Below are 23,464 nucleotides of genomic sequence, written 5' to 3' on the forward strand. Positions count from 1 at the left end.
CACGTGAAATGCGGCTGGCGCGCTTTGAAGAAAAACGCGCGCAGGGGTTTTAGCTGCAGTGCACGCTGCCGCAGCCCGTCATGGTGGCGGGGCGCACGCGGCTGGGGTCGGCCAGGGTTTCGCTGCGCGAGTCGAAGCCGACCGTGCGCATATGCTGCGCGAGCCCCGCGTCCATGGTCTGCGCGTGCATGGGAAACCACTCGGCCAGCGCCGCGGCCATGCGCTCGATGATTTCGTGGTCGCCCTGCAGGTAATGCTCCTCCACCGCGCGCATGGTGTCGAGGATTTGCCGGTGGTGGCTGGCGTGGCAGTTGTCGGGCGCAAAGCCAACCGCGACCATCCAGCGCTCCTCGCGCGCGAAGTGTTCCCGCGTGTGGGCGACCAACGCCCGGTAGGGTGCGAGCTGCTGGTCGTGTGGCAGCGCGCGCAGCGCGGCGAGCTGGGTCACGAATTCCTCGTGGGTCTCGTCCATGCGCGCGTCACCCGTGGCGAGCGCGTCGCTCCAGTACAGGGGCGGGATGTCGGGAAAGGGCTCGGTGCTCATGACGCGCAAGGGTAGTGGGGACGCGGGCCGTGCGGCTTGACGCAGGTCAAGGCGCACCGGCCCGAAGCGCGCGGAGGCTCACGCGTCGAACGGCCAGCGCATGTCGCGCAGATCACGCCGGGTCTCGATGAGCACCAGCGGCCCTTCGCTGACCGCGGGTGCCGGCCGCGGCTCGCGCGGGGTGTGTGTGCGCGGGGGCTCGGCCGCGATCGCGGCTTGGGCAGCGGCGACCTTGTTCGCGTCCGACTGCACCCACTCCAGACCCGCTGCACGGGCCAGCGCCGCCAGCTCGTCTACGGGGAGGGTGAATGGTTGCGCAGTGTCGGCACCGCTGGCGGCGATCGGCGCCGCGGCGGGTGCGGGTGCCGTAGCCTCGGCGGGAACGTCCGCTGCCAGCGGGGTTTCGGCTGTGGGAACCGGGGCCGGAGCCGGCTGGACGCGGGCCTCGGCCTCGCCCGCCGGCGCCGTCTGCGGCCGGGCAAAGTACGAGCGCCGCGGGGTGTCCACTGTCACGTCCCCGTCCCCGGCGGTGGGCTGCGGCGTGCTCGCGCTGGTGTCGAGCACCGCGTCCGAATCCGACGTGGCTGGCGTGGACGCCCGGCGGGCACGGTCGCGCCCGTAGCGGTCGCGGCTGCGGCGCTCGCGCGGGGCCGACTCGTTGCCGTCGGTAGCGACCGCTGCATCTCCCGGCGCGGGTGTGCCGGCCTCAGGTGCTGCATCGGGGTTTGCGCCCTCGGTTTCCGGCCGGGGGGCAGCCGTGGTCATGCTGTCGGGCACGACGGCTGCGTCGGGCGTGGTGGCTGTCTCGGCGGCTGCGGTATCGCCGCGCGAGCGGCGGCCACGCCGACGCCGATCGCCGCGCCCACCCCGTTCGCGCGCGTCGGTCGTGGCCTCGCCAGCCTCAGCCGCCGCCACTGCCGGGGCGGTGGCCGCCACGTCGTCGGACTCGACGGGTGCGGCGTTGGATGCCGACCGTGTCTGTTGCGCACCGTCCGCTTGCGGTGGGCGAGCCGGGCGCTCGCTGCGTGGACGGCGCTCGCCCGCCCGCTCTCCGCGCTCGCGGCGTCCTTCGGTGGCGCCTTCCTCGGCACGCGATACCCGGGCATCACCGGTACCAGCGGAGGGGCCTTCGGCCGATCGCTCGGCGCGCGAGCGGGCGTCGTTGCGGGGGCGGTCACGGCCGCCGCGGCCCTGGCACTGGCGTGGTTCGTCGCCGCCAGGCTGTGCGGGCGACGCGGTCGCCGGCGTAGCAGCCGGCGCGGCCGGTGCCGGTGTGGCCGCTGCTGGCACGGCTTGCCAGCCAAAGAGCCGCTTGAGCCAGGCGATGAAGCCCGTTTCGGCGGCCACCGGCGCCGCGGTCGCCGCACGCGCGGCAGGGGCGGGAGTGGGGGCAGAGGGCTGCGCCGCCACCACGCCGGGGTGGGGCGAGGGCGCGGCTGCCTCGGGCCGGGGCGCGGCCACCGGCGCCGGGCCGTCGGGCAGCACACCCTTGATCAGCGGCTCTTGCCGGTTGGTGCGTTCCTGACTGCGGCGGGTGACCAGCGCGATGTCTTCGGCGATGTCGGCCAGCTTGTAGCTGGCGTCCAGGTTGTCCAGCCGCGGGTCGTCGTGCTTGAGGCGTTCGAGCTTGTAGTTGGGCGTGTCGAGCGACTTGTTGGGCACCAGCAGCACGCTGATGCGCTGCTTGAGCTCGATTTTGGTGATCTCGACGCGCTTTTCGTTGAGCAAGAAACTGGCGACCTCGACCGGCACTTGCACCAGCACGGCGGCGGTGTTGTCTTTGAGTGACTCTTCCTGGATGACGCGCAGGATTTGCAGCGCCGACGATTCGGTGTCGCGGATGTGGCCCGAGCCGCCGCAGCGCGGGCAGGGGATGGAGGCACCCTCGGACAGCGTCGGGCGCAGGCGCTGACGGCTCATCTCGAGCAGCCCAAACTTGCTGATGGGCGCGAACTGCACGCGCGCGCGGTCTTGCCGCAGCGCTTCGCGCAGGCGGTTTTCGACCTCGCGCCGGTTCTTGCTGTCCTCCATGTCGATGAAGTCGATCACGATCAGGCCGCCCAAGTCGCGCAAGCGGGCCTGGCGCGCGACTTCATCGGCCGCTTCGAGGTTGGTGCGCAGCGCGGTCTCCTCGATGTCACCCCCCTTGATCGCGCGCGCCGAGTTGACGTCGATGGCCACCAACGCCTCGGTCTGGTCGATCACGATGGCACCGCCCGAGGGCAGGGTGACGGTGCGGCTGTAGGCGGTCTCGATCTGGTGCTCGATTTGGAAGCGCGAAAACAGCGGCGCGTTGTCGCGGTAGCGCTTGACCCGGTTGACATACTCGGGCATGACGTGGGACATGAAACCCTTGGCCTGCTCGAAGATATCGTCGGTGTCGATCAGGATCTCGCCGATGTCGCTGTTGAAATAGTCGCGGATGGCGCGAATGACCAGGGTCGATTCCTGGTAGATCAACTCGGGCTTGGTCAGCGACTTGGCGGCGCCTTCGATCGCGCTCCAGAGCTTGAGCAGGTAATTGAGGTCCCACTGCAGCTCCGCGGCTTCGCGCCCGATGCCGGCGGTGCGCGCGATGATGCTCATGCCGCTGGGGTATTCCAGCTTGTCGAGCGTGGCCTTCAATTCGGCGCGATCGTCACCCTCAATGCGCCGGCTCACGCCGCCACCGCGGGGATTGTTGGGCATCAGCACCACATAGCGGCCGGCTAGGCTGATAAAAGTGGTCAGCGCTGCCCCCTTGTTGCCTCGCTCCTCTTTTTCCACCTGCACCAGCAGGTCCTGGCCTTCTTTGATGACGTCCTGGATGCGGGCCTGCGACGGTGGCACGTTACCCTGGAAATACTGGCGCGAGATTTCCTTGAACGGCAAAAAGCCGTGGCGTTCCTCACCGTAGTCGACGAAGCAGGCTTCCAGCGACGGCTCGACGCGCGTGACGACGGCCTTGTAGATATTGCCCTTGCGCTGCTCACGCCCTTCGATTTCGATTTCGTAATCGAGCAGTTTCTGCCCATCCACGATCGCCAGGCGGCGCTCTTCGGCCTGCGTGGCGTTGATCAACATGCGTTTCATCGTGCGTTCCTCGAACACAGTCTCGTACGAGCGCCCCCGGTGGGGCGCGGATGCCGCAAACCGCAGACCGATCGAGCGAACGAGGGAGGAATGGCCGGAGAGCTGCGGGAAGGCGTGTCACCCTGCGTGGCGCAGCGCCAGGCAGGGTGTGGACACGCTCCCGGGCATGGGCGCGTGGATCACGGTGAACAGGGATGACGGGCCGTCGTACGACACGGGTGGGCGGGCGTCTCGGTGGTCACTGGGTCCTCGTGCAGACCGACGCCGCGAGATCAGACAGGTGGCGGGCTGCACGTTTGGGGTATTCCGGTTCGGGTTCGCTGACTGGACGTCGGTTCATCCCGGCGGTGCGCGTCTTTCCGCTGGCGGGCCTTTGGGCCCCGGGCCAACGGGGGTCGAATGCGGCACCCCGCCTGGGGTTCGGCAACGGTTGCCTGCCTGCGCCCTCTCTGGGCGTGCCGTACACTTCGTGGCACCCCGAACATCTTTCGGCGCACGAACAAGCAAGGGCATTATAGACCGCCCACCGTGCCCGCGTGCCGCCCGGCCCTTTGGCTCGTTTTCATGTCCGTCCCTGCCGTCCGTCACCTCACCGTCGATGCCGAGTCCGCCGATCAGCGGCTCGACAATTTTTTGCTGCGCGAGCTCAAGGGCGTGCCCAAGCCACTGATCTACCGCATCATCCGCAGTGGTGAGGTGCGCGTGAACAAGGCGCGTGCGCGTGCCGATACGCGCTTGCACCCGGGTGACGATGTGCGGCTGCCCCCGGTTCGCGTGCCCCAGCGTTCGCCCGAGGCCGCACCCGCCGTGCCGGCGCGCACCTTCCCCGTGCTGTACGAAGACGAGGTGCTGCTGGCGGTGGACAAACCCGCCGGGGTGGCGGTGCATGGGGGCAGCGGGGTGGCGTTCGGTGTGATCGAGCAGTTGCGCCGGGCGCATCCGCAGGCGCCGCTGCTGGAGTTGGTGCATCGCTTGGACCGCGACACCAGTGGGGTGCTGCTGGTGGCCAAGAAGCGCAGTGCGCTCAAGGCCCTGCAGGATCAATTTCGGCAGCGCAGCACGGGCAAAACCTATTTGGCGTTGGTGCGCGGGGTGTGGCCCGCCGGGCGCAAGGTGATCGATGTGCCGCTGCACAAATACCTGTTGCCCGATGGCGAGCGGCGGGTGCGCGTCACCGATGCGCGCGACCCACAGGGACAGCGCTCCATTTCGCTCGTGCGTGTGCTCGGCACCGTGCAACCGCCACCGGACGCGCCGCCCGATGCGCCGCCAATGAGCCTGCTGGCCGTGACGATCAAAACCGGACGCACGCATCAGATTCGGGTGCATCTGGCGCATTGCGGGCATCCCATCGCGGGCGACGACAAGTACGGTGATTTCGAATGGAACCGTTGGCTGTCACGCTCCGGGCTGCGGCGTATGTTTTTGCATGCCTGGCGGCTGTCGATTCGCCATCCCGTGCGGGGTGAAGAATTGAGCTTGCAGGCCCCACTGCCGCCCGAATTGGCGCAATGGGGTGACGTGCAACGGTTTTTGTGATTACAATAGTCATGTGGTTCGCCACATTTCTTTGACATTCAGGAGCAACGTCGTTATGGCAACCTATGCAGAGCTCAAGGCGCAGGCAGAAGCCCTGCTGGCGCAGGCCGAACAATTGCGCAAGCAAGAGCGTGCCGCCGTGATCGCCGAGATCCGCGCCCGCATGGCGGAATATGGCATCACCGTGCAAGATTTGGGGGGTTCCGCTGGCCGCAAGGGCAAGGCAGGCCGGGGCAAAGGCGAAGTCAAGTATCGCGGCCCCAATGGCGAAACCTGGTCGGGTGGACCGGGTCGCAAGCCCGCGTGGGTGCGGGAGATCCTGGCGGCGGGCGGCAACATCGAGAACTATCGCGTCGCCTGAGGGATCTTCCACCCATGGCCGACGAAAGGCGCCGGTCAAGCGCCTTTCGTCTTTTTGAGGGTCGCCCCTGTGGGGCGCTTTGCCTTTCTGGATGGGTCGTGACCGAACCAAACCGTTTCGCAGCTGCTACGCGGCCGCGTCGCTATGACCTGATCGCCTTCGACTGGGATGGCACGCTGTTCGACTCCACCGCGCTCATCGTCGGCTGCATCCAAGCGGCGGTGCGTGATGTTGGCGGCGAGCCGCCGTCGCGCGAGCGCGCGGCGTGGGTTATCGGCATGGGGTTGGCGCAGGCGTTGGCCCACGTGGCGCCCGATGTGCCGCCCGAGCGCCAGCCACTCCTGGTCGAGCGTTACCGCCACCATTGGTTTGCGCAGCAACACGCGGTGACGCTGTTCGAGGGCGTGCTGCCGCTGTTGCACGATCTGCGCGCGCGTGGCCACTGGCTGGCGGTGGCCACGGGCAAAAGCCGGCGCGGGCTCGACGTCGCGTTGCAAACGGTGGCGCTGCACGGGGTCTTTCACGCCTCGCGCACGGCGGATGAGACCGCGAGCAAGCCGCATCCGCAGATGTTGCTGGAGCTGATGGACGAGCTGGACGTGCCGCCCGAGCGCACCCTGATGATCGGTGACACGACTCATGACTTGCTGATGGCGCAGCAAGCCGGTTGCGACGCGGTGGCGGTGACCTATGGCGCCCATCCGCACGACGATCTGCGCGCGCTGCAACCGCGCTTCGTGGCGCACACGGTGGCCGAGTTGCATGGTTGGCTGCGTGACCATGCGTGAGCGCAGCCGACGCCTTTTTCCACCGAGGGGGAGTTGGCGGTGAGTGTCCAGTGGTTTCCCGGTCACATGCACGCGACGCTCAAGGCGCTGCGCGAGCGGCTCAAAGCCATCGACGTCGTCATCGAGTTGCTCGATGCCCGCTTGCCCGGCTCCAGCGCCAATCCGCTGCTGGCAGAGCTGATTGGGGCGCGCCCCACGCTGAAAGTGCTCAACAAAGCCGATTTGGCCGACCCCGTGCGCACCGAGCAGTGGTTGGCGCACTACAACGCACAGCCGCGCACGCGTGCGATCGCGCTGCACGCGCACGTCCCGGGGCCGGCCCGCACGCTGGTGGCCGAATGTCGGCGGCTCGCGCCGCACCGCGGGGGCATGGTCAAGCCGCTGCGGGTGCTCATCGCGGGCATCCCCAACGTGGGCAAGTCCACCCTCATCAATACCTTGGTGGGCAAGCGCGCGGCCAAGGCCGCCGACGAGCCGGGGGTGACCAAGCAAGAGCAGCGTGTGGTGCTGGCCGACGACGTGTACCTGGTCGACACGCCGGGCATGCTGTGGCCCAAGATCGTGGTGCCGGAGAGTGGCGACTGGTTGGCCGCCAGTGGGGCCGTGGGCCGCAACGCTTACGATGAGGAGGAAGTGGCGCTGGCCCTGCTGCGTGTGCTGCAGGCAGATTACCCCGGGCTGCTGGCAGCCCGGTATCGCTTGGGGGGGACGGTGGAGCAGATTGCCACCGAGCCCGCCCATGAGCTGCTGGCGGCGATCGGCCGCAAACGCGGGGCCCTGCTGCCTGGTGGGCGCATTGACCCGCACAAGGCGGGTGAGGCGCTACTGGCCGACTTTCGCGCCGGTGCCATCGGGCGCATCACACTCGAGACACCGCAGGCGTTTGCCACGTGGCGCGCTGCCGCCGAGGCGGCCGAGGCCGAGCGGCAGGCCCAACGTGCCCAGCGCCGACCGCGCCCGCAGGCGGCCGCACCGGCTGCCGGGGACGACGATCGGGCGGGGGATACGCCCCGCTGAAGGCGCTGCTACAGTCCGGGTTCATGCAGCCCGCCTCGCTTTCGTCTCGCCCCCAGCCGACGCGCCCGCCGATGGCCGATTCTGCCCATGGGGATTTGACCCCGCGCCAACGCGAGGTGCTCGACTTCATCCTCGCGTCGCTGCGCACGCGCGGGGTGCCGCCGACCCGGGCCGAGATCGCGCAAGCATTCGGGTTTCGCTCGCCTAACGCGGCCGAGGCGCATTTGCGTGCGCTGGTGCGCAAAGGTGCCATCGCGCTGCTCGACGGCAGCGCGCGCGGGATACGCGTGTTGGCGAGGGATGGCGCGACGGCTGCGGCCAACGAGCCGCCGTTGTTGCAGTTGCCGCTGGTCGGTCGGGTCGCGGCCGGATCGCCGATTTTGGCGCAGGAGCACGTGGAGGCGGTGTATCCGGCCGATCCGCGTTGGTTTGCACGCCGGCCCGACTACTTGCTGCGGGTGCGTGGCTGGTCGATGCGCGACGCTGGCATTCACGACGGCGACCTGCTGGCCGTGCAGGCGGTGCGCGAGGCGCGCCCCGGTCAAACGGTGGTCGCCCGCCTGGGCGACGAAGTGACGGTCAAGCGCCTGCAGCGCGATGGCGCGGGCTGGCGGCTGCAGGCGGCCAACCCGGAGGTGCCGGATCGCATCGTGCGGCCCGGCGAGGCGTTCGTCATCGAGGGGGTCGTGGTCGGTCTGTTGCGCGACCGCGGCTGGGATTGACGCCCTGTAGGCTGCTGCTCGCAGCGGCTCAGTGAAAATCCCGGCTGGCCACGGTCAGGCCGTCGAGCCAGTCGCTGCAGTCGTGCACATGACCGGCGATCAGGTGGCACACCGCGTGCGCGCCATCGCCGTGCCGTTGCCACTGGCCCCGGATGGCCAGCAACCGTCCGTGCCGCAGCGCCGGCCCAAAGCGCGCCTGCACGCTGCGCCAGGCGATGACTTGGACCGTGCCGGTTTCGTCTTCCAGCGTCAGAAACAGCACGCCCTGGGCGGTGGCGGGTTTTTGGCGTGCGATGACCAGTCCGCACACGCCCACCAGCCGCCGATCCGGCTGGTCGCGCAGCTGTTGCGCGGTCAGCCAGCGCGGCGCGGGTAGCCGCTGTCGCAGCAGCCGCAGCGGGTGCGCCCGCAGGCTCAGGCCCAGGCTGGCGTAGTCTTGCCAGACTTCTTCGCCCAGTTCGGCAGCGGGAGGCTGCCATGGGGGGGCGCCGCGGGCGTCGGCCACGTGCGCGGCGCCAGCGGCGTCGGGTTCGGGCGTGCGCTCGGGGGGCGCGGCACGCTCCAGCGCCAGCGGTGGGTGCCAACCCGTGACGGCCCACCACTGCTGGCGGCGGTGCCCGGCCAGCCCGGACAGCGCATCGGCGCGCGCCAGGGCGTGCAGGGCCGCGCGGTCCAGCCGGGCGCGGCGCGCCAGATCCTCGACACTGGCAAAAGGTTGCGCGCGGCGCGCCGCCACGATGCGTTGGCCGCTGGCCTCGCCCAATCCGTCGACCAGCCGCAGACCCAGCCGCACGGCCGGTGCGCCCCTGGGGTCCGCGGGGGCTCGATCGCCCCGGTCGGCATCCGACTGAGCGGGGGCGGCCGTCGCCTCCAGCGTGCAGTCCCAGTCGCTGTGGCAGACGTCCACCGGGCGCACGACCACCCCGTGGCGCTGGGCGTCTTGCACCAGCTGGGCCGGGGCATAAAAGCCCATCGGTTGGGCATTGAGCAGCGCGGCCAAAAAAGCGGCGGGCTCGTGGCACTTGAGCCAGGCACTCGCATAAGCCAGTAGCGCGAAGCTGGCGGCATGGCTCTCCGGGAAGCCATAGCTGCCAAAACCGCGGATCTGGCGCACGATGGCCTGGGCAAAGTCCGCGTCGTAGCCACGCTCGGCCATGCCGGCCAGCAGCCGCTGCTCGAAGCGCTCCAGCTCGCCACGGCGGCGCCACGCGCCCATGGCGCGGCGCAGGGCGTCGGCTTCTTCGGCGCTAAAGCCCGCAGCCAGCATGGCGATTTGCATCACCTGCTCCTGAAAAATGGGCACACCCAGCGTGCGCGCCAAGGCGGGGGCCAGCTCGGGTCGCGGCAATGATACGGGCTCGCCCCGGCGCTGGCGCTCGCGTGCGGCCAGGTAGGGGTGGACCATACCCCCCTGGATGGGCCCGGGGCGCACGATGGCCACCTGTACCACCAGGTCGTAGAAACACGCGGGCTGCAGGCGCGGCAGCATGCTCATCTGGGCGCGGCTTTCGATCTGAAACACGCCCACCGTGTCGGCGCGTTGGATCATGGCGTAGGTGGCGGTGTCCTCGCGCGGCAGGTCGGCCAGCGTGAAGGGTCGCCCGCGCCACTGGCCCACCAAGCGCAGCGCGCCGTGCAGCGCACTGAGCATACCCAGCGCGAGCACGTCCACCTTGAGCAAGCCCAGCGCGTCGATGTCGTCCTTGTCCCATTCGATCACTGTGCGTCCCGGCATGGCGGCGGGCACCACCGGCACGGTGTGGGTGAGCGGGCCGCGCGTGAGCACGAAGCCGCCCGTGTGCTGCGAGCGGTGGCGCGGCGCGCCGACCAGCGCCTGCGCCAGCGCCAGCCAGCGCTGCACGGTGGGGTCGTCGGGGGACAAGCCCGCGGCGGCCAGCGCGGCCGGCTCCAGCTCCTGCGGTTCGCGGTGGCCGCACTGGCGCGCCAGCGCGTCGATGGTGGCCGCATCCTGCCCCAGGGCCTTGCCCACGTCGCGGATGGCGCTGCGGCCGTGCCAGCGGATCAGGCTGGCGGCCAGGGCGGCGCGCTCGCGGCCATACTTGGCGTAGAGGTATTGGATCACTTCCTCGCGCCGCTGGTGCTCGAAGTCGACGTCGATGTCGGGCGGCTCGGCCCGCGCGCGGCTGATGAAGCGCTCGAACAGCAGGGAATGGTTTGCCGGATCGACCTCGGTAATGCCCAGGCAGTAGCACACGGCCGAGTTGGCCGCCGATCCCCGGCCCTGGCACAGGATGTCGCGCGAGCGTGCGAAGCGCACGATGTCGTAGACCGTCAGAAAGTAGGGCTCGTAGCGCAGCTCGGCGATGAGGGCGAGTTCGTGTTCGAGCTGCGCCTGCACGGGGGCTGGTATGCCATGCGGGTAGCGCTGGCGCGCGCCTGCCTCCACCAGTGCGCGCAGGTGTTGCGTGGCCGTCAGCCCCTGGGGCACGATTTCGTCCGGGTATTCGTAGCGCAACTCGTCCAGGCCGAAGGTGCAGCGCTCGACCACCGCGCGCGTCTCGGCAATCAGCTCGGGGGCAAAGCGCCGCGCCCAGCGCGGCGCGGGCCACAGGTGCGCCTCGGCATGGGGGCTGAGCGCCAACCCGCAGTCGGCCACGGGCCGCCGCAGCCGGATAGCGGTCAGGGTGTCGAGCAGCGCCTGCTGATCGGGGTGCGCCATGCGCACCTCGGGTGCGGCCAGCGCGGGCAGCCCGGCTTGGCGCGCGGCCTGCCGCAGCCGTTGCTGCCAAGCCGCGTCGTGCAGCTGGCCCTCGGCCGTGATGCCGAGCCAGCCGCGCTCGGGGCCACGCTCGCGCAGCCAGCCGGTGAGCGCGCGCAGCCCAGCGTCCCACATCGCATCGTCGGCCAGCGGCAGCGCCCAGGCCCAGGGCACGGCCATCAGCAGGCAGCCGGGTAGCGCGGGCACCTCATCGGCGTGGGCGTGCAGCGGCAGCCGCTGCGGGTCGTGGGGGGCGGTGCCAGCGTCGTGGCGGCCCAGGCGCCGCTGGCTGATCCAGGCACTCAGGTGTCCGTAGCCGCTGCGGTCGGCCGCCCACGCGACGAGGGTGAATCCACCCCCGGGGAGTGTCGGCCAGCGCAGCCGCCAGTGGGCGCCAATCAGCAGCCGCAGCCTACAGGCGCGGGCGGCGAGGTGCGCCTGCACCACACCGCCCAACGTGTTCTCGTCGGTCAGCGCCAGCGCCGCATAGCCCAGCGCGTGGGCCCGTTGCACCAGGGCGTCCGGGCTGGCTGCTGCGCGCAAAAAGCTGTAGTGGCTCAGCGCATACAGCGCGGCGGGCGCATCGGCGGATGGGGGCGATGGGGTCATGCATACACCCCGGCCAAGAACCAATGCGGGCCTTCGGCCGCGCCGTCATGCACCCGGTACAGCCACCAACAGCGTCCGTCGGGCGTGGCGGCCACGTAAATATCCCGCGCGATGGGCATGTTCCACCAGCCGGTGACAATGCGCTGCGGGCCGAGCAGACGGCGCAGGGGTTGGCCCTGCAGCAGTGGACGCCCCCGCGCATCGAGGGCCAAGCGCCGAGGGTGCGGCAGCCGCCAGGCGGGTTCCCAGAGGGTGTCGGCTGGCGCCGTTGGCACCGCAGCCGACCGAGTCTCGCTACGGGCGCGCACACAGCCCGTCGCTGCGGTGCGTGGTTCGTGCGCCAGCGCCGGGTGCCAGGTTTGGCGCTGCAGCGGGTCCCAGTGTGCGGCCAATTGCGCTGCTTGCACCCGCTCGGGCCCTAGGCGGGCCACCAGCCGCTCCAGCACGGCGCTCCAGGTGAGCGCCTCGTCGGCGGGACGCCCCGGCAGCAGGCTGGCTGCCTCGGCGTGGTACGGTGCGATGTCGATCGTCTCGAGCCACAGGGCGTCGACCGGGGCGCTGAGCGCGGTGCGCGCCAGCGCTTCGTGCAGCAGCGGTCGCAGTTGTGCCGGGTCGCGCAACGGTCGACGGTGGCGAAAGTGCAGCGCGGCGTCGGTCGGCTGGCCCACCCAGCCCAGGCGCCATTGCAGCACGCCCGCCTGCCGCCGGTGCAGCCAGCGCGCCATCTGGACCAACAGGCGCTGGGCCGCAAAAGCGAGTGCACTGCCGTCGCTGCTGGGTGCGGGCAGCGCCAGGGTCTGGCGAAAGCGGGGCGGCGGCTGCCAGGGGCGCACGGCCAGCGCCGCCGTGCCATAGAGCGCGTCCAGCGCTTGCAGCAGCGCGGGCGAGGTGCGCTGCGCCAATTCATGACGCGGGCAGCCGCGCAGGGCCCCCAGGGTGCGCAGGCCCAGGGCATCGAGCACCGCGCCGTGGGGGCGGGTGGCGCTCAGGTGCGCGATGGGCAGGGCGTCGATGCGGGCCGTCCAGTCTGGCCCCAGTGCAGCGTGCAGCCCACCGTTGGCGGGAGTGCGGTGGGCGCAGGCCAGAGCGGCCAGCGCGGTGGGGGCGGCACCCAGGCGGCCCCAGCCATGCGTCAGGCCCTCGCGCCGCAAGCGTTGCAGCAGCGCCACGCGGCCACCGAAGAGGCGAATGCTGGCCGACACGTCGAGCACCCAACCGTCATCGTGTGCGGCGGGCTGGGGGCCATAGTGCGCCAGCCACGGACCGGCGGGTTCAGGCGCAGGCGAGTGGCCGGTGGGCAGGCAGGCGATCCACAGGGCAGGGGTCGACATGGCGGGTATTTGGGCTGGCACAGAGGGCGTCGGGCGCGGGCAACAGGCGGCGCAGCGGCAGCGGCGCATCCAGCCAGATAGGATGGGACAGGGGCGGTCCGCGGCGCTTGCGGACGTGCACCCGCAGGCCATCGGCATCGCCGGGTTCGACGACCAGCCGCAGCGCGGCGGCCGAAGCAGGCAGGGCGCGCGTGTCCTCCACGCTGGCCAACACCAGTGGCGCGGGCCAGGCGCCGGGGCGTGTGGTGTCGCGCCGCGCCGCGGCAGCCGCTAGCTGCAGCCGCCGCATCCATGCCACCGTGGGCTGACGGGCGTGCACCCAGCACACAGCGCCATCGGGGCAGCGCAGCACCTGCTCGGCCGCCCACAGGGCATCGGCATCGGTGTGCGTGTGCACGCGCAGCAGCCGTGAGGGTTCCACCCCCTGGGCCGCCCAGGCGGCGGCGTGGGGCTCCAGCGGCAGGCCGATCAGGACGATCGGGCCGTGTGCTGCGGCCGCTCGCAACGCGGGCTGCAGCAGCCGCCACGGCAGCGCCTCTGGGGCCACGGCACATTCGATCAACGCGCCCAATGGCCAACCGCGCCCCGGCAGGGCGGCATCGAGCGCCGACCATCCGGTCGGGGTGGTCGGCTGTTCGCTGGGGGCGAGCTGGTCGGCCCACCAGACGTCGGGGCGAGGCAACGGCAGCGGCATACCGATACTGTACATAAAAACAGTATCTCGTGGGCGGCTGCTGTCCGTCGATACCCGCGCAGGCGCCCCAACGGGCTTCCCCATCCGCCCAACGGTGGCCCGCCCTCTTGGTGAACGGCCCGTCTGCCCCTACAATGGATTGGTCACTGGGTGCGGTGGCAGCTCACCATGGGCTGAGCTCCGCGCGGCAAGTGGCGTGTCGAGTTTGTCAAAGGTATCGCATGTTTGCAATGGAATCGGCCTGGAGCGCGTTCATCGACTTCCTGGCCCAGGGGCTGACCGCAGCCTCGTGGTGGCAGATCGTTCTGTTCACCCTGGTGATGACGCACATCACCATCGTCAGCGTCACGCTGTTTTTGCACCGCCACCAGGCGCACCGCGCGCTGGATCTGCACCCGGTGGTGTCGCACTTCTTCCGCTTCTGGCTGTGGCTGACCACCGGCATGGTTACCAAGGAGTGGGCGGCCATTCACCGCAAGCACCACGCCAAGTGCGAGCAAGAGGGCGACCCACACAGTCCGCAGGTGTTTGGCATCCGCAAGGTGTTCTGGGAAGGCGCCGAGCTGTACCGGGCCGAGGCGAAAAACCCGGACACCCTGCGCCGCTACGGGCACGGCACGCCCGACGACTGGATCGAGCGCCATCTGTACACCCGCCATTCGCGCCTGGGCGTGAGCCTGATGCTGATCCTGGATGTGGTGCTGTTCGGTGCTGCGGGTCTGGCCGTGTGGGCGGTGCAGATGGTGTGGATCCCGTTCTGGGCGGCGGGCGTCATCAACGGCATCGGCCACTACTGGGGGTATCGCAACTTCGAGGCGCCCGACGCCAGCACCAACGTGTCGCCCTGGGGGGTGATCATCGGCGGTGAGGAGCTGCACAACAACCACCACACCTTCCCGACGTCGGCCAAGTTTTCCGTCAAGCCCTACGAGTTCGACATCGGCTGGCTCTACATCCAGGCGCTGGCCAAACTGGGGCTGGCCACGCCGAAGAAGGTGCCGCCCAAGTTGGCGTTTGGCGATGTCAAGCCGGTGCCGGATGAACAGACGCTGGAAGCCATCGTGGCCAACCGCTACGAAGTCATGGCCCGATACGCGCGCGAGATGCGTGCCGCCATGCGCGCGGAGTGGGCGTCGCTGCGTGCTCAGGTGGGTGACGAGTCGCTGCTGAAGTTGGCGCGGCGTTGGCTGCACCGCGACACCGATCACGTGCCCACGCCGGTGCGCGAGCGGCTGCAGCAGGTGCTGCACGCCGCGCCGACGCTGGCCACCATGCATGCCATGCGCGAGGAGCTGCGCCGACTCTGGAGTGACAGCACGCTCACGCGCGAACAAATGGCGCGCGAGTTGCAGGCGTGGATCCAGCGCGCCGAAGCCAGTGGCATCCAGGCGCTGCGTGACTTTGCCCAACGGCTGCGCGCCGCCCGCATGAACACGGCTTCGCCCGCATGAACACGGTGGCCGTCTAAAAACAAAAACCGCCAGCAGCGCTGGCGGTTTTTTATGGGTGGGAAACGATCGTCACCGGCCGGGACCGGCCGATGCTCACTTGAGCTTGGTTTCCTTGTACTCGACGTGCTTGCGCGCCACCGGATCGAACTTCATGAACGACAGCTTGTCCGGCGTCGTCTTTTTGTTCTTGGTGGTGGTGTAGAAGTGGCCGGTCCCCGCGGTGGATTCCAGCTTGATTTTTTCGCGTCCGCCTTTGGCAGCCATGATGGACTCCTATGTGGTGATCAGGCCTGACCGCGGGCACGCAGGTCGGCGAGCACGGCATCGATGCCGACTTTGTCGATCAGGCGCAGCGCCGCGCCCGAGACGCGCAGCCGCACCCAGCGGTTTTCGCTCTCGACCCAGAAACGGCGGGTTTGCAGGTTCGGCAGGAACCGGCGCTTGGTTTTGTTGTTGGCGTGGGAGACGTTGTTCCCCACCATGGGCTTTTTGCCCGTGACTTCGCACACGCGTGCCATGTTGGCCACTCCAGAAAAAATGTAAGCCGCCCCGGCCTGGTGGGCCAGGGCTGCACCTCGCTTGCGTCCTGTGTTGCGCCGCCTGCCACACGTGGAGTGCCTGTTGGAAAAGGATTCACGCCGTGTGGACGGCTCCGGCTCGCAAGCGGCCCAATTGCTGCTACCAGTCTGCTGCCACCAGTCAGCAGCAAACCCAAGATTATAACGGCTCGCGCAGTGGGTGTCCTGCGCGGCGGCCTCAGGCGGATTGCTGTTCCAGAAAGCGCTGCGCGTCCAGCGCCGCCATACAGCCCGTGCCGGCACTGGTGATGGCCTGGCGGTAGACGTGGTCGGCCACGTCGCCAGCGGCAAACACGCCTGGTACGCTGGTCATGGTGGCAAAGCCCTCTTGCCCGCCGCGGGTGACGATGTAGCCGTCTTTCATCTCGAGCTGGCCTTGGAAGATCTGCGTGTTGGGGCTGTGCCCGATGGCGATGAAGACGCCTTGCAGCGCCAGCTCTTCGGTGGCGTCGGTCTGCACGTGGCGGATGCGCACGCCGGTCACGCCGCTGGCGTCCCCGAGTACCTCGTCGAGCACGTGCCACAGCTTGAGTTCGATTTTTCCCTCGCGCACCTTTTCCATCAGCTTGTCGACCATGATGGCCTCGGCGCGAAATGTGTCGCGGCGGTGAATGAGCGTGACTTTGCGCGCGATGTTGGACAGGTACAGCGCTTCTTCGACCGCGGTGTTGCCGCCGCCGACCACGCACACGTCCTGGCCGCGGTAGAAAAAGCCGTCGCAGGTGGCGCAGGCGCTGACGCCTTTCCCCATGAACGCCTGCTCGGAGGGCAGGCCCAGGTATTTGGCCGAGGCGCCGGTGGCGACGATGAGGGCGTCACACGTGTAGGTGCCGCTGTCGCCCGTGAGGGTGAAGGGGCGGCGCGACAAGTCCACGGTGTGGATGTGGTCGAAAACGATCTGGGTGGCGAAGCGCTCGGCGTGCTGTTGGAAGCGCTGCATCAGCTCCGGCCCCTGCACCCCGTGCACGTCGGCAGGCCAGTTGTCCACCTCGGTGGTGGTCATGAGTTGGCCGCCTTGCGCCAGCCCGGTGATGAGCACCGGTTTCAGGTTGGCGCGCGCCGCATAGATGGCGGCGGTATAACCGGCCGGGCCGGAGCCGAGAATGAGCACGTGGGCATGGGTCGTCATACGCCCGATTGTACGGAGACGTCGGCCGCGCCGGGCATGGGTCTGGTCATGACCATGGGTGCACGGGTGGTCGTCGGCGGGTGCCAAGCCGGGTTAAGCTTCGGGGTGCGCATCAACCTTCGTCTGTCCCCATGAGTCGATCCGTCAATGCCCTCAACGCCGATCTGGCCGCGCCCGGCCGGGGCTGGATGCGTTTTGCGCAAGAGATCGCCTTGCTGTTGGGTGCCGTGGTGCTGGGGTTTTGGTGGTTGGCGATGATCAGCCACCATCCCGCCGATCCCGCATGGTCCACCTCGGGCACGGGGGTGGGGTGGCGCAACTGGGGAGGGCGGCTCGGGGCCTGGGTGGCCGATATCGGGTACTACGTCTTCGGCGCGTCGGTTTGGTGGCTGTTGCTGGCCGCCGCGCGCGCATGGCTGGCCGGGCTGGCGCGCTGGCTGCGCGCGGCGCCGACACAGCCACCCCAAGCACCCGTGCCGTGGTGGCGCACGCCGCTGTGGCGGGGTCTGGGCTACGCGCTGGCGCTGGTGTTGCTGATGTTGTCGAGCTGCGTCATCGAGTGGAGCCGGCTGTATCACTGGGACGCGTGGTTGCCCGGCCATGTCGCCGGTGGCGTGGTCGGTGCGCTGGCCGGGCCGGTGGCGGTGCGCTGGCTGGGCGAGACGGGGTCCGCCCTGGTGGCGATTGGCGTGTGGGCGGTGTCGGTGGCGGTGGTGTTGCGCTTTTCGTGGGCGCAGGTGGCCGAGCGCGTGGGCGCGGCGATCGACCATGGGATCGAAGCCTGGCGCGAGCGCCGCGAGCGTGACGAGGATGTGCGCATCGGCCAGCGGGCGGCGCGCGAGCGCGGCCGCGAAGAAGCCGCGGCGCGCGCGGCCCACCCCGCGCACGAACCGCATCTGCCGCCGGACGCCGCGGCTGTGCCGACGTCCGATGCCGACACCGCGTCGGCGACGAGCGACGAGGCACCGCCCCCGACACCGCCCAAGAGCGCGCGGCTGCAGATCGAGCCCGCGGCTGCCGCCGTCGAGCCCAGCGCGCGCGTCGTCAAGGAACGCCAGCAAGCCCTATTCGCCGAGGGCGAATCGCCGCTGCCACGGTTGGATCTGCTCGACCCGCCGGCGCGCCAGCCCACGACCGTGGCGCCCGAGACGCTGGAGATGACCAGCCGCCTGATCGAGAAAAAGCTCGCCGACTTCGGGGTCGAGGTGAGGGTGGTGGCGGCCCAGCCCGGCCCGGTGATCACGCGCTACGAGATCGAGCCTGCCACTGGCGTCAAAGGCTCACAGATCGTCAACCTGGCCAAGGATTTGGCGCGTTCGCTGTCGCTGGTGTCGATCCGCGTGATCGAGACGATTCCGGGCAAGAGCCTGATGGCGCTCGAGTTGCCCAACGCGCGCCGCCAGACCATCCATTTGAGCGAGATTCTGGGCTCCCAGGTCTACCACGAGGCCAAGAGCCTGCTCACGCTGGGCCTGGGCAAGGACATCGCGGGCCACCCCGTGGTGGCCGATCTGGCCAAGATGCCGCACTGCTTGGTGGCGGGCACCACGGGCTCGGGCAAATCGGTGGGCATCAATGCCATGATCCTGAGCCTGCTGTACAAGGCCGAGCCGAAAGATGTGCGGCTGTTGCTGATCGACCCCAAGATGCTCGAGCTCAGCGTCTACGAAGGCATCCCGCACCTGATCGCGCCCGTGGTGACCGACATGAAGCAGGCCGCCAACGGCCTGAACTGGTGCGTGGCCGAGATGGAAAAGCGCTACCGCCTCATGAGCAAGCTGGGCGTGCGCAACCTGGCCGGCTACAACGCCAAGATCGACGACGCCGCGGCCCGCGGCGAATCCATTCCCAACCCGTTTAGCCTCACGCCCGAAGCGCCCGAGCCGCTGCAGCGCTTGCCCTACCTCGTCGTCGTCATCGACGAGCTGGCAGACCTGATGATGGTGGTGGGCAAAAAGATCGAGGAGCTCATTGCCCGCCTGGCGCAAAAGGCGCGCGCCGCAGGCATCCACCTCATTCTGGCCACCCAGCGGCCCAGCGTGGACGTCATCACCGGCCTCATCAAGGCCAATATCCCGACGCGCATCAGCTTCCAAGTCAGCAGCCGCATCGACAGCCGCACCATCCTGGACCAGATGGGTGCCGAAGCTCTGCTCGGCATGGGCGACATGCTCTACCTGCCTGCCGGCACGGGGTTCCCGACCCGGGTGCACGGCGCTTTCGTCAGCGACGACGAGGTGCACCGCGTGGTGGCGTTTTTGAAGGAACGCTACGGCGAGCCCGACTACATCGACGACGTGCTGGAACACGCCGGCGGCGATGGCCTGGGCGGGCCGGACGCGGCGGGCGAGGGCGATGCCGCAGGCGAAAAGGACCCGCTGTACGACCAGGCGGTGGCCATCGTGCTGCAGGACCGCAAGGCCAGCATCAGCTACGTGCAGCGCAAGCTCAAGATCGGCTACAACCGGGCTGCGCGGCTGCTGGAGGATATGGAAAAAGCCGGCTTGGTCAGTGCGTTGACCGCCAGCGGCCAGCGCGACATTCTGGTGGGTTCGCGGCCCGAGTGAGCGCGTGACAACGCTCATCGGAACCCGCACCCCCTTCAAAGCTTCCAACACCCATGAACCGACGCCGTGTTTTGTCGACCCTGACCGCCTCACTGGCCGCTGCGGGATGGCTCGCGTGGCCCGCGCACGCCGCTGACGGCTTGCGTGAGTTGGAGGCATTCCTGGCTGGTGTACAGCAGGGGCGGGCAACGTTTACGCAAACGGTGACGGCCCCGCTGCGCGATGGGGAAACCGTGGCCCGCACCCGCACCAGCCGGGGGGAGTTCACCTTTTTGCGCCCGGACCGCTTCCGTTTTCATTACACGCAGCCATTCGAGCAGCTCATCGTGGCCGATGGGCAGACGCTGTGGCTGTACGACCCGGACCTCAACCAGGTCACGGCGCGCCGTCAGGCCGAGGTGCTGGGCAACACGCCGGCGGCGCTGTTGGCCGCGGCAGCCGACCTGCGCTCGGTGCGCCAGGCGTTTACGCTGTCCGAAGCCCCGCCGCAAGACGGTCTGCGCTGGGTGGAGGCGGTGCCCAAGGCGCGCGATGGCCAGGTGCAGCGCATCCGCATCGGCTTTCGGCAAGGCGAACTCGAAGTGCTCGATATTCTGGACAGCTTTGGCCAGCGGTCGGTCATGCGCTTCGGTCCGCTGGAGCGGGCAGCGGGTTTGACCGCAGCGAGCTTTCGCTTCCAACCACCCGCAGGGGCTGAGGTACTGCGTCCGTGACCGCGGTCACGCACGTCCCGCTGGCCGAGCGGCTGCGCCCGCGCAGCCTGGGCGAGGTCGTCGGTCAGGCCCACCTGCTCGGCGACGGCATGCCGCTGCGGCTGGCCTTCGAGAGTGGCCGACCGCACAGCTGCATCCTGTGGGGGCCGCCTGGCGTGGGCAAGACAACGCTGGCGCGCTTGATGGCCGACGCGTTCGATGCGCAGTTCATCGCCATCAGTGCGGTGCTGGGCGGCGTGAAAGATATCCGGGATGCGGTCGAGCGGGCCGAAGCCGCGCGTGCCGGGCTGCATCCCCAGCCCACCATCGTTTTCGTCGACGAGGTGCACCGCTTCAACAAAGCACAGCAGGACGCGTTTTTGCCGCACGTGGAAAGCGGCCTGTTCACCTTCGTCGGTGCCACGACGGAAAACCCCAGTTTCGAAGTCAACGCGGCGCTGCTGTCGCGCGCGACCGTGTATGTACTGCAGCCGCTGGCCGATGCCGACTTGCAAGCCTTGATCGACCGCGCACTGGCCACGGCAGAAGTGCCCGCGCTGGACGCGGCGGCCCGCCAGCGGCTGGTGGCTTACGCCGACGGCGACGCCAGGCGACTGCTGAACACGCTGGAGACGGTCGCCATGACCGCGCGAGCCCAAGGCCTGTCGGGGGTGGATGAGGCCTGGTTGCTGCGCACGCTGGGCGAGCGCCTGCGCCGCTACGACAAGGGCGGTGACCAGTTCTACGACACCATCAGCGCGCTGCACAAAAGCGTGCGCGGCTCGGATCCGGATGCGGCGCTGTACTGGCTGGTGCGCATGCTCGACGGTGGGGCCGATCCGCGCTACCTGGCACGGCGCCTGATCCGCATGGCCGCCGAGGACATCGGGCTGGCCGACCCGCGCGCGCTGCGCCTGGCGCTCGACGCAGCGGAGGTATATGAGCGCCTGGGCAGTCCCGAAGGCGAGTTGGCGCTCGCCGAGGCCACGGTTTACCTGGCGGTGGCGCCCAAGAGCAATGCCGTCTACCGGGCGTATCAGACGGCGCGCACCTTCGTGGCGCGCGAGGGCACCCGGCCGGTGCCGCTGCACCTGCGCAATGCACCCACGCGGCTCATGAAGGCACTGGGTCACGGTGAAGGCTATCGCTATGCGCACGACGAACCCGATGCCTTCGCCGCGGGCGAGCGCTACTTCCCCGACGGCGTGTCGGCCACGTTTTATCAACCGGTGCCTCGTGGTTTGGAGATCCGCATCGGCGAGCGACTGGCCGAGCTGCGGGCGCGTCAAGCGCAGGCCGTGGCGGGTCAGGCGCCGGTGGAGGATGCTAAATAAGCCGGACTAATGTTCCGTCACTTGTATTGATGAAAGTCGTACAACAGGTGTCGGCGGCCCGAAGTTTGCAGGGTAAACCCTAGGTTTTGACGGGCAGCCTAGGGCAAACACGCAGCGGTACGCCACGGGCCCTTGGCTACAATCGCGCCCACCGAACCCGCCCCAAGGCCCGATCCCGGCCGGAACTGGCGGGTTTTTTGCTAGCCCGGGTGGCCAGCCGCCGCTGGGGTTGGTGGTTCCTCATCACGGAGAGCTCTCATGGATGTATTGCTACAGCAGATCATCAATGGTCTGGTCCTGGGCAGCATGTACGCGCTGGTGGCGCTGGGCTACACCATGGTGTACGGCATCATCGGGCTGATCAATTTCGCCCATGGTGACGTGCTCATGATTGGCGCGCTGACCAGCTGGACCATCATCGTTCAGGCGCGCGAGGCCATGCCCGGCATGCCCGGTTGGGCGTTGCTGATCTTGGCCGCACTCATTTCGATGGTGGTGTGCGCGGTGCTCAACTTCTCGATCGAAAAGCTCGCGTACAAGCCGCTGCGCAACTCCCCCCGGCTGGCGCCCCTGATCACCGCCATCGGTATGAGCATCTTGCTGCAGACGCTGGCGATGATCATCTGGAAGCCCAACCCCAAGTCGTACCCGACGCTGCTGCCGAGCGAACCTTTCCATCTGGGCGGCGCGGTGATCTCGCCGACGCAGGTGATGATTCTGGCCACGACGGCCATTGTGTTGTCGCTGCTGATGTTCGTGGTCAACAGGACCAACCTGGGGCGTGCGATGCGTGCCACGGCGGAAAACCCGCGAGTGGCTGGCCTCATGGGCATCAAGCCCGACGTGGTGATCTCCGCCACCTTCATCATCGGTGCGATGCTCGCGGCCATTGCGGGCATCATGTGGGCGTCCAACTATGGCACGGTGCAGCATTCCATGGGCTTCATGCCGGGCCTCAAGGCGTTCGTTGCGGCCGTCTTTGGCGGTATTGGCAACTTGGCGGGGGCAGTCGTCGGCGGCATCTCGCTGGGCCTCATCGAGTCGCTCGGGGCGGGCTATCTGGGGCCGCTGACCGGCGGCTTTCTGGGCAGCCAGTACTCCGACATTTTCGCCTTCATCGTGCTGGCCATCGTGCTGATCTTCCGCCCCTCCGGCCTGCTGGGCGAGCGCGTGGCGGATCGTGCCTGACGTGGCCGCACGCAAGGAGATGAACATGAGTCAATCGAAAACCTCTACCAAGCTGATGGTGTTCGCGCTGGCGGCCGTTGGCCTGCTGGTGCTGCCGCTGCTGTTGCAAGCCACCGGCAGCAATTCGTGGGTGCGCATCGTCGACGTGGCGCTGCTGTACGTGATGCTGGCGTTGGGCCTCAATATCGTGGTGGGCTTCGCCGGCCTGCTTGATCTGGGCTTCATCGCGTTCTTCGCCGTCGGCGCCTACCTGTACGCCCTGCTCGCGTCGAGTCACTTGGCGGACAACTTTCCCGCCATCGCCGCGATGTTCCCCAACGGGCTGCACATCAGCTTCTGGATCGTGATCTTCCTGGCAGCGCTACTGGCGGGCTTGACGGGCCTGCTGTTGGGCTACCCGGTGCTCAAGCTGCGCGGTGACTATCTGGCGATCGTGACGCTGGGGTTCGGCGAGATCGTGCGTATCTTCATGCTCAATCTGGACCGCCCAATCAACATCACCAATGGGCCCAAGGGTATCGCGGGCGTCGATGCGGTGACGGTGTTCGGCCACAACATGGCGCAGCCGCTGCAGATGTCGCTCGGCGATTGGACCTTCACTTTCCAGTCGGTCACGATGTATTACTACTTGATTCTGTTCTTCGTGGTGCTGACGGTGGTGGTGGCGTATCGCTTGCAGGATTCGCGCATCGGCCGCGCCTGGATGGCGATTCGCGAGGATGAAATCGCCGCTAAGGCGATGGGCATCAACACGCGCAACCTGAAATTGGCGGCGTTTGGTACTAGCGCCACCTTCGGCGGCGTGGCCGGTGTGCTGTTTGCCTCGCTCATGCGTGGGGTCTATCCCGAGTCGTTCATCCTGATGGAGTCGGTGATGATCGTCGCGATGGTGGTGCTGGGGGGACTGGGCCACATCCCGGGCGTGATCTTGGGTGCGCTGTTGCTGGCGGGCTTGCCCGAGCTGCTGCGCCATATGGCGGGGCCGCTGCACCATCTGACCGACGGGCGGCTCGCGCCGGAGATCCTGCGTCAGCTGCTCATCGCGCTGGCCATGATCATCGTCATGCTGCTGCGCCCGCGCGGCCTGTGGCCCGCGCCCGAGCATGGCAAGTCGCTGAGCAAGTGAGGA

General features: G+C 68.7%; 19 protein-coding genes. 11 read left to right on the plus strand and 8 right to left on the minus strand.

The genetic code is table 11. From position 1 onward, the window contains the following. Nucleotides 1–49 precede the first annotated feature (49 nt). Nucleotides 50–544, minus strand: a complete 495-nt coding sequence (locus ACPP3B_RS09410) for a hemerythrin domain-containing protein (RefSeq protein WP_424858811.1) — start codon at nt 542–544, stop codon at nt 50–52. A 78-nt stretch (nt 545–622) separates the two neighbouring features. Then, nucleotides 623–3,616, minus strand: a complete 2,994-nt coding sequence (locus tag ACPP3B_RS09415; RefSeq protein ID WP_424858812.1) for an Rne/Rng family ribonuclease — start codon at nt 3,614–3,616, stop codon at nt 623–625. A gap of 564 nt (nt 3,617–4,180) precedes the next feature. On the opposite strand from ACPP3B_RS09415, the gene ACPP3B_RS09420 reads away from it, so the two are divergent. The 5 genes from ACPP3B_RS09420 to lexA all read left to right on the plus strand — a co-directional run bounded on the left by ACPP3B_RS09420 (nt 4,181) and on the right by lexA (nt 8,043). Further along, the gene (locus ACPP3B_RS09420) at nt 4,181–5,155 is read left to right on the plus strand and encodes an RluA family pseudouridine synthase (protein WP_424858813.1); all 975 of its coding nucleotides are present in this window, start codon (nt 4,181–4,183) and stop codon (nt 5,153–5,155) included. Nucleotides 5,156–5,210: 55 nt separating this feature from the next. After that, nucleotides 5,211–5,516: an H-NS histone family protein gene (locus ACPP3B_RS09425; RefSeq protein ID WP_299021197.1), complete on the plus strand. Its 306-nt coding sequence runs from the start codon at nt 5,211–5,213 to the stop codon at nt 5,514–5,516. A gap of 98 nt (nt 5,517–5,614) precedes the next feature. Then, on the plus strand, nt 5,615–6,304 hold the full coding sequence (locus ACPP3B_RS09430) for an HAD family hydrolase (protein WP_424858814.1): 690 nt from the start codon (nt 5,615–5,617) through the stop codon (nt 6,302–6,304). Between the two features lie 39 nt (nt 6,305–6,343). Then, a complete protein-coding gene (ylqF, locus tag ACPP3B_RS09435) occupies nt 6,344–7,321 on the plus strand; it encodes a ribosome biogenesis GTPase YlqF (RefSeq protein ID WP_424858815.1) in 978 nt (325 codons plus the stop codon). A gap of 71 nt (nt 7,322–7,392) precedes the next feature. Beyond that, entirely contained in the window at nt 7,393–8,043 is a 651-nt protein-coding gene (gene lexA, locus ACPP3B_RS09440; protein ID WP_424858816.1) for a transcriptional repressor LexA, read from the plus strand. Nucleotides 8,044–8,071: 28 nt separating this feature from the next. On the opposite strand, the gene ACPP3B_RS09445 is transcribed toward lexA, so the two are convergent. The 3 genes from ACPP3B_RS09445 to ACPP3B_RS09455 are packed head-to-tail and all read right to left on the minus strand — an operon-like array spanning nt 8,072 to nt 13,411. Beyond that, complete coding sequence (locus tag ACPP3B_RS09445) at nt 8,072–11,371, minus strand: error-prone DNA polymerase (protein WP_424858817.1); 3,300 nt, start codon at nt 11,369–11,371, stop codon at nt 8,072–8,074. After that, complete coding sequence (locus tag ACPP3B_RS09450; RefSeq protein WP_424858818.1) at nt 11,368–12,702, minus strand: hypothetical protein; 1,335 nt, start codon at nt 12,700–12,702, stop codon at nt 11,368–11,370. The genes ACPP3B_RS09445 and ACPP3B_RS09450 overlap by 4 nt, the downstream gene beginning before the upstream one ends. Next, nucleotides 12,644–13,411 carry a translesion DNA synthesis-associated protein ImuA gene (locus ACPP3B_RS09455; protein ID WP_424858819.1) on the minus strand — a complete coding sequence of 256 codons (768 nt, stop codon included), beginning with the start codon at nt 13,409–13,411 and terminating at the stop codon, nt 12,644–12,646. Before ACPP3B_RS09455 ends, ACPP3B_RS09450 begins: the two co-directional genes overlap by 59 nt. A 206-nt stretch (nt 13,412–13,617) precedes the next feature. Between ACPP3B_RS09455 and ACPP3B_RS09460 the strand changes: the two genes are divergently transcribed. Continuing rightward, complete coding sequence (locus tag ACPP3B_RS09460; RefSeq protein ID WP_424858820.1) at nt 13,618–14,847, plus strand: DesA family fatty acid desaturase; 1,230 nt, start codon at nt 13,618–13,620, stop codon at nt 14,845–14,847. Between the two features lie 93 nt (nt 14,848–14,940). On the opposite strand, the gene rpmG is transcribed toward ACPP3B_RS09460, so the two are convergent. From rpmG to trxB, 3 genes are all read right to left on the minus strand, one after another. Continuing rightward, nucleotides 14,941–15,111 carry a 50S ribosomal protein L33 gene (gene rpmG / locus ACPP3B_RS09465; protein WP_143901721.1) on the minus strand — a complete coding sequence of 57 codons (171 nt, stop codon included), beginning with the start codon at nt 15,109–15,111 and terminating at the stop codon, nt 14,941–14,943. Between the two features lie 20 nt (nt 15,112–15,131). After that, a complete protein-coding gene (gene rpmB, locus ACPP3B_RS09470; protein WP_043698877.1) occupies nt 15,132–15,365 on the minus strand; it encodes a 50S ribosomal protein L28 in 234 nt (77 codons plus the stop codon). Between the two features lie 238 nt (nt 15,366–15,603). After that, a complete protein-coding gene (trxB, locus tag ACPP3B_RS09475; RefSeq protein WP_299023019.1) occupies nt 15,604–16,554 on the minus strand; it encodes a thioredoxin-disulfide reductase in 951 nt (316 codons plus the stop codon). A gap of 131 nt (nt 16,555–16,685) precedes the next feature. Between trxB and ACPP3B_RS09480 the strand changes: the two genes are divergently transcribed. From ACPP3B_RS09480 to ACPP3B_RS09500, 5 genes are all read left to right on the plus strand, one after another. After that, on the plus strand, nt 16,686–19,121 hold the full coding sequence (locus ACPP3B_RS09480; RefSeq protein WP_299023020.1) for a DNA translocase FtsK: 2,436 nt from the start codon (nt 16,686–16,688) through the stop codon (nt 19,119–19,121). A 53-nt stretch (nt 19,122–19,174) separates the two neighbouring features. Beyond that, the gene (lolA, locus tag ACPP3B_RS09485) at nt 19,175–19,834 is read left to right on the plus strand and encodes an outer membrane lipoprotein chaperone LolA (RefSeq protein ID WP_424858821.1); all 660 of its coding nucleotides are present in this window, start codon (nt 19,175–19,177) and stop codon (nt 19,832–19,834) included. Further along, entirely contained in the window at nt 19,831–21,147 is a 1,317-nt protein-coding gene (locus ACPP3B_RS09490) for a replication-associated recombination protein A (protein WP_299023023.1), read from the plus strand. The genes lolA and ACPP3B_RS09490 overlap by 4 nt, the downstream gene beginning before the upstream one ends. Before the next feature lie 258 nt (nt 21,148–21,405). After that, nucleotides 21,406–22,335, plus strand: a complete 930-nt coding sequence (locus ACPP3B_RS09495) for a branched-chain amino acid ABC transporter permease (RefSeq protein ID WP_299023025.1) — start codon at nt 21,406–21,408, stop codon at nt 22,333–22,335. 25 nt (nt 22,336–22,360) lie between these two features. Continuing rightward, on the plus strand, nt 22,361–23,461 hold the full coding sequence (locus ACPP3B_RS09500) for an ABC transporter permease subunit (RefSeq protein ID WP_424858822.1): 1,101 nt from the start codon (nt 22,361–22,363) through the stop codon (nt 23,459–23,461). Nucleotides 23,462–23,464: the final 3 nt, after the last annotated feature.

This window comes from Tepidimonas sp. HKU77, assembly GCF_049728535.1.
GTDB lineage: Bacteria > Pseudomonadota > Gammaproteobacteria > Burkholderiales > Burkholderiaceae_C > Tepidimonas.

Coding starts and splice junctions, on each gene's coding strand:
- ACPP3B_RS09410 (WP_424858811.1), bottom strand. CDS start 544: ATGAGCACCGAGCCCTTTCCCGACATCCCGCCCCTGTACTGGAGCGAC.
- ACPP3B_RS09415 (WP_424858812.1), bottom strand. CDS start 3,616: ATGAAACGCATGTTGATCAACGCCACGCAGGCCGAAGAGCGCCGCCTG.
- ACPP3B_RS09420 (WP_424858813.1), top strand. CDS start 4,181: ATGTCCGTCCCTGCCGTCCGTCACCTCACCGTCGATGCCGAGTCCGCC.
- ACPP3B_RS09425 (WP_299021197.1), top strand. CDS start 5,211: ATGGCAACCTATGCAGAGCTCAAGGCGCAGGCAGAAGCCCTGCTGGCG.
- lexA (WP_424858816.1), top strand. CDS start 7,393: ATGGCCGATTCTGCCCATGGGGATTTGACCCCGCGCCAACGCGAGGTG.
- ACPP3B_RS09445 (WP_424858817.1), bottom strand. CDS start 11,371: ATGACCCCATCGCCCCCATCCGCCGATGCGCCCGCCGCGCTGTATGCG.
- ACPP3B_RS09450 (WP_424858818.1), bottom strand. CDS start 12,702: ATGTCGACCCCTGCCCTGTGGATCGCCTGCCTGCCCACCGGCCACTCG.
- ACPP3B_RS09455 (WP_424858819.1), bottom strand. CDS start 13,411: ATGTACAGTATCGGTATGCCGCTGCCGTTGCCTCGCCCCGACGTCTGG.
- ACPP3B_RS09460 (WP_424858820.1), top strand. CDS start 13,618: ATGTTTGCAATGGAATCGGCCTGGAGCGCGTTCATCGACTTCCTGGCC.
- rpmG (WP_143901721.1), bottom strand. CDS start 15,111: ATGGCTGCCAAAGGCGGACGCGAAAAAATCAAGCTGGAATCCACCGCG.
- rpmB (WP_043698877.1), bottom strand. CDS start 15,365: ATGGCACGCGTGTGCGAAGTCACGGGCAAAAAGCCCATGGTGGGGAAC.
- trxB (WP_299023019.1), bottom strand. CDS start 16,554: ATGACGACCCATGCCCACGTGCTCATTCTCGGCTCCGGCCCGGCCGGT.
- ACPP3B_RS09480 (WP_299023020.1), top strand. CDS start 16,686: ATGAGTCGATCCGTCAATGCCCTCAACGCCGATCTGGCCGCGCCCGGC.
- lolA (WP_424858821.1), top strand. CDS start 19,175: ATGAACCGACGCCGTGTTTTGTCGACCCTGACCGCCTCACTGGCCGCT.
- ACPP3B_RS09495 (WP_299023025.1), top strand. CDS start 21,406: ATGGATGTATTGCTACAGCAGATCATCAATGGTCTGGTCCTGGGCAGC.
- ACPP3B_RS09500 (WP_424858822.1), top strand. CDS start 22,361: ATGAGTCAATCGAAAACCTCTACCAAGCTGATGGTGTTCGCGCTGGCG.